Source organism: Cytophaga sp. (genome assembly GCF_051961495.1).
Lineage (GTDB): Bacteria > Bacteroidota > Bacteroidia > Cytophagales > Cytophagaceae > Cytophaga.
This window is the reverse complement of record NZ_JBQCDF010000091.1, coordinates 1-11,333: the sequence shown is the minus strand read 5'-3', so window position 1 is coordinate 11,333 and position 11,333 is coordinate 1. Positions and strand designations below refer to the sequence as shown.

General features: G+C 35.2%; 11 protein-coding genes and 1 CRISPR repeat array. All 11 genes read right to left on the bottom strand.

Annotated features, from left to right (window positions below):
* Positions 1–46: 46 nt before the first annotated feature.
* A CRISPR array of direct repeats spans positions 47–602; the repeat unit is 30 nt; unit sequence ATTTCAATTCCTGTGTGGTGCGATTAAGAG.
* 203 nt (positions 603–805) lie between these two features.
* Positions 806–1,021, bottom strand: a complete 216-nt coding sequence (cas2, locus tag ACTHJT_RS04140; protein WP_440236569.1) for a CRISPR-associated endonuclease Cas2 — start codon at positions 1,019–1,021, stop codon at positions 806–808.
* 52 nt (positions 1,022–1,073) lie between these two features.
* Positions 1,074–2,078 carry a type I-B CRISPR-associated endonuclease Cas1b gene (cas1b, locus tag ACTHJT_RS04135; RefSeq protein ID WP_440236568.1) on the bottom strand — a complete coding sequence of 335 codons (1,005 nt, stop codon included), beginning with the start codon at positions 2,076–2,078 and terminating at the stop codon, positions 1,074–1,076.
* A 58-nt stretch (positions 2,079–2,136) separates the two neighbouring features.
* The gene (cas4, locus tag ACTHJT_RS04130) at positions 2,137–2,643 is read right to left on the bottom strand and encodes a CRISPR-associated protein Cas4 (RefSeq protein ID WP_440236567.1); all 507 of its coding nucleotides are present in this window, start codon (positions 2,641–2,643) and stop codon (positions 2,137–2,139) included.
* A 3-nt stretch (positions 2,644–2,646) separates the two neighbouring features.
* Positions 2,647–3,711 (bottom strand): PDDEXK nuclease domain-containing protein, encoded by a 1,065-nt coding sequence (locus ACTHJT_RS04125; protein WP_440236566.1) that lies wholly within the window; start codon positions 3,709–3,711, stop codon positions 2,647–2,649.
* Between the two features lie 34 nt (positions 3,712–3,745).
* On the bottom strand, positions 3,746–4,219 hold the full coding sequence (locus tag ACTHJT_RS04120; RefSeq protein ID WP_440236565.1) for a hypothetical protein: 474 nt from the start codon (positions 4,217–4,219) through the stop codon (positions 3,746–3,748).
* A 127-nt stretch (positions 4,220–4,346) separates the two neighbouring features.
* Positions 4,347–5,408, bottom strand: coding sequence for a CRISPR-associated protein Cas7 (locus ACTHJT_RS04115; RefSeq protein ID WP_440236563.1), 1,062 nt, complete (start codon positions 5,406–5,408; stop codon positions 4,347–4,349).
* Positions 5,409–5,429: 21 nt separating this feature from the next.
* Positions 5,430–6,752: a hypothetical protein gene (locus ACTHJT_RS04110; RefSeq protein WP_440236561.1), complete on the bottom strand. Its 1,323-nt coding sequence runs from the start codon at positions 6,750–6,752 to the stop codon at positions 5,430–5,432.
* A complete protein-coding gene (cas3, locus tag ACTHJT_RS04105; protein WP_440236560.1) occupies positions 6,749–8,896 on the bottom strand; it encodes a CRISPR-associated helicase Cas3' in 2,148 nt (715 codons plus the stop codon). Before cas3 ends, ACTHJT_RS04110 begins: the two co-directional genes overlap by 4 nt.
* 1 nt (position 8,897) lies before the next feature.
* The gene (locus tag ACTHJT_RS04100; protein WP_440236559.1) at positions 8,898–9,482 is read right to left on the bottom strand and encodes a hypothetical protein; all 585 of its coding nucleotides are present in this window, start codon (positions 9,480–9,482) and stop codon (positions 8,898–8,900) included.
* A gap of 5 nt (positions 9,483–9,487) precedes the next feature.
* Positions 9,488–10,144: a CRISPR-associated endoribonuclease Cas6 gene (cas6, locus tag ACTHJT_RS04095; RefSeq protein ID WP_440236558.1), complete on the bottom strand. Its 657-nt coding sequence runs from the start codon at positions 10,142–10,144 to the stop codon at positions 9,488–9,490.
* A 76-nt stretch (positions 10,145–10,220) separates the two neighbouring features.
* Positions 10,221–11,138: a helix-turn-helix transcriptional regulator gene (locus tag ACTHJT_RS04090; protein WP_440236557.1), complete on the bottom strand. Its 918-nt coding sequence runs from the start codon at positions 11,136–11,138 to the stop codon at positions 10,221–10,223.
* Positions 11,139–11,333: the final 195 nt, after the last annotated feature.

The following is an 11,333-nucleotide window of genomic DNA, read 5'->3' as shown; positions in this document are numbered from 1 at the left end:
GCGATTAAGAGTGGCGGTTCTGCTTTTGGCTGAATACATAGCACGTATTTCAATTCCTGTGTGGTGCGATTAAGAGTTGAAGCCGGCGGTAATATTGTGAACGGTTTACCGATTTCAATTCCTGTGTGGTGCGATTAAGAGTAATGGACTGACCGAAGCAGGCGTACAGATTTCAGTATTTCAATTCCTGTGTGGTGCGATTAAGAGCCTTGAAGTTCAATAATCTGCTGAAGTCCGTTAACCATTTCAATTCCTGTGTGGTGCGATTAAGAGTCGGAACATTCTCCAGTAAAGGAAGCAATGTTTTAAAGATTTCAATTCCTGTGTGGTGCGATTAAGAGGTGTTAAACAGGTCTTTAAAGATGCTTCCTACTCTATTTCAATTCCTGTGTGGTGCGATTAAGAGAAGTATTTCTACCTTGTCGGCGTGGTGTTGAACCATTTCAATTCCTGTGTGGTGCGATTAAGAGTCTGGTTCGTAATTCGCTCTCTTCTGACTCCTTCCAGATTTCAATTCCTGTGTGGTGCGATTAAGAGTGAAATTCCTGATCCTACATTGCGCGCTGATGCGGATTTCAATTCCTGTGTGGTGCGATTAAGAGCCGTAAAAATACGACTTAAAAATTGGGAATTCAGTTTAAAAACCACCTTTTTTATTTTGAAAATTAGAGTTGAAATCGTCTGTCATGAATAATAGAATTTACATAGGAGATTGACGATTTTATAAGATTTTTAAAATCAGATATATAAGTCTTAAATAAAAAAACAAATATCCAACATTGTAGGAGAAAGGCCAGAGAGACGACTAAATAAAATTAATTGTTGACCCGCGTTCCTGGCCAATAATCTCTTTATCCAGCCAGTACTGATCTCTGCTTTTAAAAACAATGATGCTGTCCGTATTCAGATCCATTATTTTTTTAGCAGAAGCCAATAGTTCTTTTAACTTTGATTCTGTTATATCGCCTTCAAAAACGCTGTTCTGAATCCAATTTAAATATTTACGACATAACTTCAGCATCTTGCCAGTTCGTTTGGCGTCCAAATCATAAACCAATATCACATACATATATTTACCACCAGGCTTTAAATGGTTTATACGGTTCTATATTGAGCAAATGCTTGGTCAGTTTATAGCATTCCAGTTTGATCAGATGTTTGTAACTAACATTTCTTCCCAAGCTTCGGTGCTTAATTGTTTCATTAAGTTTTTCATCCCAGTATTTCATTACGGTTTTTCTCCCGCTTTCTTTCAGTAAACAGTAATTAACTTTAAAATCAAAATCTTTGCTCTGGATTTGTTTTTTGTTGAGTAATGAAAATAACAGACGGTCTGCCAGTAACGGTTTAAAGATCTCTGCAATGTCCAGCGATAAGGAATAGCGGCGTTCCCCTGGCTCGTGCAGGAAACTAACAGTAGGGTTCAACTGTGTATGGTATATAGCATCCAGGCAGGTAGTATAGCAAAGCATATTAGTAAATGAAATCAGTGCATTGATCTCATTTCGTGGGGGCTGCTTGCTTCTGCCTTCCATCGTAAAATCGTTTACGATGGTATCAAACGCATCATAATATACCTGACGTATATTTCCTTCAATACCCATAAGCGTTGCTACATCCGTTGCATGCTCAATACCAAGCCTATATTGTTCAATAAATGAAATAGGGGTAGAAGTGTCTTTAGAACGATTGTTATAATAGCTAAGGTTCTTCAGAATATTATCTGCACTGCCCGTAACAAACTTGCGGGCTATAACCAACCGTTTTGACGGGTCCAGATAATGACTTACCTGTGATGTTACCATCCTGCCCGAGAGCAGGTAATCCTTTGCCATGAAGGAGCCTGTATAATGTTCGTAATAATCAAAGAAATGTACATTTACACTATGCTTGCCCAAAAAATTATACAAGGCACTGTTGGCATCCAGGCTGCCGAATACATACATGTTATCTACCGTTTCCACCGGTATATAGCGCGGTTGACCTTCATTCCCATCTTCGTCTACCGGAGTAAATTTCAATGTATTGTCCTTTCGGCTCAGACGGCCAGGATTGAAGAGGTAATACGATTTTCTCATAAGTGAATATTATGTTTTGATCATTATTGTCTCGTAATTAGAAGCTAGTAACTAGCAACTATTCTTCCTCTACCCAGCAGAAATCATAATAGCTGCAACTCAGACAAAATTTTTTATTGATTTTGGATGAAGCATAATTTGAAGAAATGATTTCTTCAATGACTCTTAACATTTTGGGCATATATAACTTGTCTTCCTCTGTTAAAAAAACTTCTTTTGTTTCTCTTAGTTTAGGATATTCAAGTATACCTGTGACATCACAAACACCATGCTGCTCCAGCAGCCAGATATAATATTTTACCTGCCATTCATGCGCTTTTTCAACCGAATTGGATTTCTTTATTTCATGCACTACTTTATTTTTCGCATCATAAAAATCAATTTTGGAACCGCCTACCTCAATCTCAGTAAAACGTTCTGCACGTTGTGGATAGCTGACTTCATGAATCAGTTTGCCTTCCTGTACAACCTCGGAGGTATGTTCCATGCGGATGCCATTTGAGAATAACCATAATTTACGATGGCAAATGAAATAGTAGTTAATATGTGTGGCAGTGATAATCATCGATTATTCATTCTCTTTAAAAATAGCATGCAGTTTTTTCTGTAGTATTTCCTTATTGGGTAACTGCATTTTATATTCGGCAACCAAGGCAGGGGATAAGTTTCTGCTGAGCGCATATTCTACCACTTCACTGTCTTTGTCTTTACACAAAAGCACACCAATACTGGGATTTTCATTTCCTTTTTTTACATCTCTGTCCAAAGCTTCCAGATAAAAATTTAACTGTCCCAGTTGTTCCGGCCTGAATTTGTCTGCTTTTAATTCAAAGGCGATCAGACATTGTAAACCCCGGTGATAAAACAACAGATCAATATAAAAATCGCTGCTGCCAACCTGTAACCTGAACTCTTCAGCGACAAATAAAAAATCCCTGCCAAGTTCCAGCACAACAGATTTCATCTGCCTGATTAACGCCTGCTGCACTTCATTCTCTAATGCAGTTTCCTGCAGATTTAAAAATTCAAACACATAACTGTCTTTAAAAATAGTGTTGATTTCTGCTTGTCTGTTCTTGAGCGATGGCGACAATTGCATACCAGCCAGCGAGCGTTCATACATACCGCTGTTGATCTGCCGTTCCAGCTCGCGTACGCTGTATTTTTCTTTAATCGTCAGGCGGATGTAAAACTCCCGCTCTTCGATACCTGAGCAGCGAGCCATAATAGTGAGATGATGGGTCCAGCTTATTTTTGTAAGCAGACAATCTTTGTGTTTAGTCAGATCAAATTGTGACATCACTGATGACACAATTTTGGTGTTTTGATTATCAGTATGTTGTAATTGTCTCATCACTGATGAGACAATTACAGAATCAGCGTAAGCTTCATAAAACTGCTTCATTCGGTAGAGGCCAGGTCGGTTAAATCCTTTTATCTCTGGATGATGCATTTTGATGAACGTTGCCAGTTCGCCTACGGTTTTTTCACCCCAGCTGGCTTGTTTCAATTGACGTGAAATATAAGCACCTACCTGCCAGTACAGATTAATTAATTCAGTATTGACCGCACTTATGGCCTTGTTCCGTGAAGTTTGAATGAGTTGGATGATATGAGAAAATTGGGTTTCCATAAAAAGTTAGTTTGGAACAATATCAGGTGAAAGTTTACATAATATGAGTTGCTTGTGTATGATCATCTTCTGGATCCATGCATCTGCAATATTCTGTCCCAAACGGACAATCTTCGCTATCATAATGACATAGTTCCAGGTGAATAGCTTCAGAGTTCTGCAGTACAATTTTATTCTGTAACGATTTTACGAGTAGTGTATATGCTAATGCAGACGGTAATTTTTCAGGTAAATCAATACAAATATTCCAACTACTTAAGCATTCTAAAAGTGCAGATGAAACTGTTGTCAGTTGATTTTCATTTAGTCGGTTAGCAGGAGGGAAATACTTTGGCAAAAAGCCGATAATTTCATATATTGGTTGTGCGCCTTCATTACTTAAATAGCGCTCCACATCTGCTATGTGCGCTTCAAAATTGTCTTCAATAAGTTGTTTATTGATTGTGTGCTCAGCCTTACTTTGGGCTGTTTTTAAATCTGCAATTAGTTGTGTAATGTATGTTTGCATAGTAGCTGGTTGAACAATAAAAATGTTTTAAAAATTGACGCCACAAGTAGCGGCATTATGACTAAGACAAAGAATATATATAACAATCCTGATAAGTTCGTATTCAACTTATCAGGATTTCTTATAATTATGCAGTTACCAGTTGGTTTTCGTAATCAAAAGCCATCATGAGCTCTATAAGTTTTTGCTCAGCTTTTTCGAGTGCGTCAGCAGTTTCACCTTTTGTATGGATAAAGCCACCGGCTTGTAACGTAATAAACGTATCAATACCTTTTAAACTTTCGTCAATAATCGGATCTGCTTTTTTAGAATCTTCTTCTGAAAGTTTGGCTCTAATACTTCCTGCAATTGTGTTAGCATTATCACTGATAGAAATAGCCAACGTATCCATTAAACTGAATGTACGAGATTGATTTGACGTAATTCTCCAATCAATAATCGCTTTAGCTAAACCTTTGATCCATTTCTCTCTTAATTCTTTTGGAGCTACTAAACATGGTCCAAATACATTCACAGATTCAATCCAACCCTCACTTTTAAGTTTTTCAATAGTAGATTCACTCATTTCAGGTTCGAAGGGATTAATACTTACAGAAAATAATCTTCTTAAATCAATAGCTAAGTCAGCAACGAATAAACCAGCAACTCTATCTGAGGCATTTAACCATTTGCGACTTAAACTTCTGTCTTTGCCATCAAGTAAAGAAACAATTTCCTCTTGATTTAATTGATTTCCTTTCTCATCTCTTACAATTACGACATTATTTGGTCTTTCACTTCTATCAAAAGAACCGGCTTCTTTTTCAAGTCCTGCTAATAATGGATGTAAAGCTCTCATAGCAGAAATAGAAAGAGGGCTTCTTCTTTTTAACGTTCTTTCAACACCACCCTTCGAAGCTTTCATCCATCCGCCAAACAATTGATCTGCATATGTAGGATCACAAGTCCCGTATACTTCACCTTCTTTTAATTCTTTTTGCTTATTAACATCAAACAAAAATGTAGTAGGAGAAGGTGTTTGGTTGATGGCCTCGCATAAAGAATCAATCAATGATCTCTTTATTTGTTGGCCGCTAGAAAATGGAATCCTTCTATTGAATTGAGAATCGTAGTAATATTTTTGTCCATCAGCTACACAAAATACTGTATGCTCGGCTCTTTTAAGGGTTCTGATATAAATTGTATTCATTTTATAATTAGTTTATGTAGTTTATGATTGTTTTTCTAAGAATGCGTAGTCGAATTTCAAAAGGGTAGAGAAATAACCAAATTCTTCGTTAGTCATAAGATGAATATCATCTTTCAATTTTTTTATGATTATAAGGTCATTAGTATCTAAATCTTTAATCATAATGATTATTTGTTCAATAAATGATTTTTTTGATTTGGATTCAAAAAGTTCTTTTTCTACTAAATTCTTACGGACAGTTTTGTTATTACTGTCACCATTTCTATACTTCAAAATGACCTTCGCCAATTCAAGTGTATATTCTGTTATTTCTTCTTTGTTTTTAGATAACATAGCAATTAACCAAGTTTTATATACATAATAATTTATTTTATCATCCTCATTTTTGAATGCCAAGTTTTTACTTTCATTCATGTATTTTACTAAACCTTCGGGACGAAGGGTTTGTAAGCCAATACTTCCTAATTCACAAGCTCTTTTAATATGCATACCAAATAAGGTTTCAAAATCATTTGCCGAAATTGACTTATCTGATGCTGTCAGTTGCTTGTATATATGCTTAAGCTTTGATCCTGATTTTAATTGGAAAGGTATGAAGCCAATAGTTTTGTTGGTTTGTCCGAATCCATATACATAAGCAGTAAGTGATGCTTCTGGATAGATTTGGGATAAACTAAAAAATAGCTTAGACCAAAAAACTGTATTAACTTCTATATTGTCAGAAGAAAGATCCAATATTTTTTTTGAAACCAATAAACTGAAATCGAATTGCTCATTAAAAAATTCATCTAATGAATATGCTAACCATTGTCCATTCCAGGTTCCAATTTGATTTCCCCTTAGCTTTTCAAGCGTAACATCATTTAAATACTTTCTGTAGATTTTCCATCCTTCATAGGTTTGTAAAGTAATTTTTGCATCATCAAATAAAATTGTATAACCTCCGGCAACACCAATTCCTAAGCCACTTCCTATCCATGATAAATAAATTTCATTTTCGTCTGTAGGGATAATAATATCGCTTACTAAGCCAGACGTACTAGCAAACTCTTTTGTTTCCGAAGCAGGAAACCCCAATGCGAAACTCGCATCAGCTGATTCGTTTGAAATCTTTTCATGTAATGCTTCAAGCTTTTCTACTCTTTCATCTTCGGTCAATAAATGTACTTTTTGACCGCTTTTCATTTGCACAAATGGAGAATTTGTAACCCACTGCATATACTTAGGATGATTATAAAATAACTCGAAATATTCTTTTACAAAAAACTCTTTAGGAGTTAATTGCTTATTATATTTTTTGTTATAAGCATCCAAAAATGTTCTTCCAACTACTGTGGTAATCATAATATTTGATTATTAAAGTCAAAATTTTCTTCTTTTATTAAAGTGGTGATTAAACCCATATTTTCTGAATATGCTTTATCGGGAATAATAAAAGGCTTATTTCCTTTTTGAGATTGATTCATTTTTGAAACAGTGAAATATCGTATTGGAATTTCCAATTCCAATCTTCTTTCAAAGTCAGAATTTTCATATTCAACTAAATCGCTTTCGCAAATACATGAAACGGAATCAATCTCAAGCAATTCAAATAGAATAGATTTGCTTCTATGTGTAAGCTTATTAATTGAAAAATCTCCGTTTGTTTTAAACACCGAATGCTCTTCAATATTTAAAAAGTCAATTTTGGGAAATACGATATCTATTTTCTCTTGTAATACTTTCTCTTCAAATATTTCTCCGTCAGGCAATACTTCGTACGTTCTATTTAGTACATCTAAATCATATGGTAATGCTTGCTGTTTATCTTCAGGAGGAGCAATTACATAGATATTTTTTAGTTGGCCAATAGTATCTAATGTGCGTTTTCTGTTAATTCTTCCAAAGCGTTGTGCTAATGCATCAAGTGGAGCAGCTTCTGTAATCATTACATCAAAACTGATATCCAGACTAACTTCAACTATTTGTGTTGAGACGACAATACAGGTTTTGTTTGAAGTGTTGAATTGGTTTGTAGGTATGCCATTATCATCCAGTCCAATTAATTCTTTTTCTTTTTTATTCCTATCGCTACGCTTGAAACGACTATGTAAAAGAATCTTATCAATGTTTGGATACAATTCACTTAGTTCATCAAAAACTTTTTGGGCATTTGCCACGCGATTCATTACGATCAAAACTTTTTGATTTTTATCAATCGCAGTATTTATAATTGAAAAAGAATCTTCAAAAGTTTTTATTTTAAAGGTTTTATGTCTGTTAAATTTTTCTAATTCTGCATCAGGCAATGCCACCTCTAAAATATCATCTCCTAAAATTGATAAGATTTTATTGTACAAAATGGAAGGCATCGTCGCTGTCCCAACATGTATTTTACAGTCAATGGATTTTAATACTTCTACTAATTTTATAACAATCGCTTGCGAAACACCAGTATAAGTATGAATTTCATCTAGTATAATATCACAGCCTTTTAAATCCAATATAAGAGACTCATATCCTTTCAATCCAAATGCAATAGAAGCTAATTGATGTGGTGTTAATATTTTAACCGATGACCCGAATAACGATTGCAGTACTTCTTCTTCCTCATTGCCCTTTCTTTTAATGACGGATGAAGATGCGTGTAAAATCCTGATATCCAAATCAGGGTTATCTTTTTCTAAATCTTTGGCAACACGTTTAAACATTGCATTAATAGAAGCCTGAAATGGAAGTGTATAGAAAACCCTTCCTGTACATCTTCTAAAAAGAAAATCTGTTTTGCCGGCTCCTGTACAGGCAACAACAAGACTATGCTTTTTGCTTGAACTTGCATCCATCTGAGATAGTGGATACAGAGGATGAGTTCTTTCAAAAAAACTAAGGTTAGGCCTGGCAAAACATTTTTTTAATTCTTTTTCTGTAGAGTGGATTAGTGCGGAAGCAAAGTGATCTGCTCCCATAAGTAGACCTCTCCATTGTGAAAATCCTTTTTCTTTTATTTGCTTTTTACAATAATCAACGACGTAATCAAGATTTTCCAGGGCTTTCTTTTCATTGATGAATTCAGAATATATCCCAAAATGGTTTAATAATTCATTGGCGTGTTGACTCCACTCATTCCATCTTCCTAAGTGAAAATTCTCATACTCCTCAATGTCGTCGAGATCTAATAAACCTTTTTCTCCGGCATCATTTTTAATTGATTTATGATGTCCAACCACCATTTCAATTAAAGCGGAATGTTCTGATTCAGGAAAAAGTGAAATGAAAAATAATGAGGCAATTTCATGTCTGAATGTTTTTGTAGATTTTCCGCTTCTCAATAATCTTTTCTGAAACTCTGGATGTGCCTTTCCTAGATCATGCAAAATAGCTCCTTTATATGCTAAATCTTCGTTCAATCCTACATGATTGGCGAATGCTTTTGCTGACATTGCAACATGATGCAAATGATCTTGTAATGTTGTCCATTCTGGAGCCGATTTAGCTAATAGTTTTTCCATTTTAGTACTGAGTAATTGGATTTCCTACAACTTTGATCCAGCCATACATTTGTTCAGCAGTAAGTCTGTTGTATCCAACCAGAAATGATTTCTCTGTTTTTTCAAAAATCAACTCAAAGCCATTGAACTGATTTTCATCAGAATCAAAACTATTTTTATCAGTCTCTAAAATTTCAAGTGGAAATAAAATATCCTCATTTCTACATAAACAGATATGTTGCTTATGTGCTATTTGTGCATCTTCTAATGTTTTGAAAGCAAGAGTTAAAGTTGGATTAATGAGTACACCTCTTAATAAAATTCCATTTGGTCTTTCAAATAAAATTTGTTTACCTTTTTTAGTTGAATTCCAACCCCGTGTTTGGATTTGTTCCTGTTGCCCACAAACTTGATCATAGGAAAGTCTATGACCAAGTATTTTAGAAATACCATTGGAAGTTAATAACTCTGGAAACAATTTCTTTTCGATCCCTTCAATAATTGAAGGGGTTAAAAATTGCTGACTAAAAGTTTCGCTATCCCTGACAGCTGTCCAAGGCTTAATAAATCCAAACGGTCCACTATATTTTACTACATAATACTTCATACAAATCAATTTAATGCCCCAAATCCAATACCTGTACTATTTCCCAAGCCAACATTCCATGCAAAGGCAATTTGTTGAGGTGTACCTTTTATGATAACCGGACATACAGAACCTTTGCTGTGAATACCATAGTAGGAGGTACCTTTAATAGAAGGTGTTCTAAATCTTTTATCAAATTCAACGGATATGCTTTCAGCATTTAAACCGGCCTTCTGTAATTTTTTAGCAAGTGTTTCCGTCAACAATTTCCCGGCCTCAGGATGGTTGTAATAGAAAAATTCTTTGCGCTCTGCGTTGCTTCTTTTTATAAAGACCGGGCTAGCTACAACAAAGCGTTGTATTTCCGAAAATTGCGGATCTTCCTGTATGGTTATTTCTGTTACTTTCATACCATAAAATAATTCGGGGTATTGCTGAATGCCTTCTATAATTTTTTTGAGTAGTTCGTTATCATACGTACTGATAAAAAAGGATGCGCCATTTGGAAAGTTGATTCCTTTTGCTGAGGCTTTTCCATTCTTTAGCCAGCAAAAGCTGTATAGTGACATTTCATCGTGCACATCATTTTTACCAAGCCATTTGTGAAGCACGCCGGTTAATAGCTGCTGATAGGCAAAAGGTACTAATTCCGTATTTTTACTTGTAGCTAAATAAATTCTCATATATTGCTTTATTTCGTTTCAAATGTATAACCTGTTTTTCTCAATTTTCGATAAAAGTATTTTGGATGCCTAAATTTCAGACACTCATCGTCTGAATATTGGATATAAACGTATAGCCTTTCATACGTTCCAGTAAATAAGCAATGAGTTCTATCGGGCTGATAATTTGTATTTCTCCCGGCAAGCCAAGTATAAACCTGCCAACACCTTTAAAGTCACGGATCTCACTGACATATCGATAGGGGAAAAGCGTATTGTTTTCCGGTGTAATAAAACTACCGGCGGCTGGATATTCTTCTTCCAGTAAATGTTTTGCCCGCTGACTTAACAGCAGTTCCACTTTAATAGGCAACGGTCCGGTTAGTCCGAACAGGTCAACAGGTGTAAGGATTTCAGGATTAACAGGCTGCGCAGGTTTTTCTGCATGTTCGATTTTAGTGATCCGGTGAATTTTAAACATACGGATGGCATTGCGCTTTACATCAAAAGCAGTCAGCTGCCCGTTTTCGGAATCAATTTTTTTAGGCAGTACAATCCGGTCTTCAGATGTAGAAGAGTCTGCCGACTGGTATTTGCATAAAGTAATCCATAGCTGATTTGTAATGGCTTCATTGATTTGTAGGATAAGTCTGGTATACATACGCTGTTTTAATTCCTGCGCTGTAGGAATGAATAATCCGTTGAGCTGTATTTTCTTTGACAGGCTGATCTTATAAGGATTATTATTAGGTAAGCCGCTTAAACACTGATTTAGGAACTGTACTTCTTCTTCAATGAATAAAGGCATCCGGTGATCCGGTTCAAAAATGAAATACTTGTCGTGCTCATCCTTATCAACGCAATAACCCAACTCCTCTAGTAGATTTAAGTATTTATATATAGTAGACTGACTTACCTCTAATGTGTTCTGAAGTTGCTTAATCGTTTTTCTCTGATTACCTGCAAGAATATGGATGAGCCGGAAAATCCGTAATATTTTTTGTTGTTCGTTCATAGCTGTAAACAGAAACTTGAAAAAGAAATAAAGAAAATTGAAATTAATTTAAGGTATAAATTAGAAGTGATTTATGCTAATTTATTTTCATTGATAAATATCATTATTTGTTGTAATATGTTAAATATTTTGTTTTTATAGCTGGTATAAGCGACATTAATTTTCGGACGCTCGACCTCAACCTGCTGCGCGTGC

What these genes read in the sequence shown, in the direction of transcription:
- cas2 (WP_440236569.1), bottom strand. Translation starts at nt 1,021, where the DNA reads ATGCTGAAGTTATGTCGTAAATATTTAAATTGGATTCAGAACAGCGTT.
- cas1b (WP_440236568.1), bottom strand. Translation starts at nt 2,078, where the DNA reads ATGAGAAAATCGTATTACCTCTTCAATCCTGGCCGTCTGAGCCGAAAG.
- cas4 (WP_440236567.1), bottom strand. Translation starts at nt 2,643, where the DNA reads ATGATTATCACTGCCACACATATTAACTACTATTTCATTTGCCATCGT.
- ACTHJT_RS04125 (WP_440236566.1), bottom strand. Translation starts at nt 3,711, where the DNA reads ATGGAAACCCAATTTTCTCATATCATCCAACTCATTCAAACTTCACGG.
- ACTHJT_RS04120 (WP_440236565.1), bottom strand. Translation starts at nt 4,219, where the DNA reads ATGCAAACATACATTACACAACTAATTGCAGATTTAAAAACAGCCCAA.
- ACTHJT_RS04115 (WP_440236563.1), bottom strand. Translation starts at nt 5,408, where the DNA reads ATGAATACAATTTATATCAGAACCCTTAAAAGAGCCGAGCATACAGTA.
- ACTHJT_RS04110 (WP_440236561.1), bottom strand. Translation starts at nt 6,752, where the DNA reads ATGATTACCACAGTAGTTGGAAGAACATTTTTGGATGCTTATAACAAA.
- cas3 (WP_440236560.1), bottom strand. Translation starts at nt 8,896, where the DNA reads ATGGAAAAACTATTAGCTAAATCGGCTCCAGAATGGACAACATTACAA.
- ACTHJT_RS04100 (WP_440236559.1), bottom strand. Translation starts at nt 9,482, where the DNA reads ATGAAGTATTATGTAGTAAAATATAGTGGACCGTTTGGATTTATTAAG.
- cas6 (WP_440236558.1), bottom strand. Translation starts at nt 10,144, where the DNA reads ATGAGAATTTATTTAGCTACAAGTAAAAATACGGAATTAGTACCTTTT.
- ACTHJT_RS04090 (WP_440236557.1), bottom strand. Translation starts at nt 11,138, where the DNA reads ATGAACGAACAACAAAAAATATTACGGATTTTCCGGCTCATCCATATT.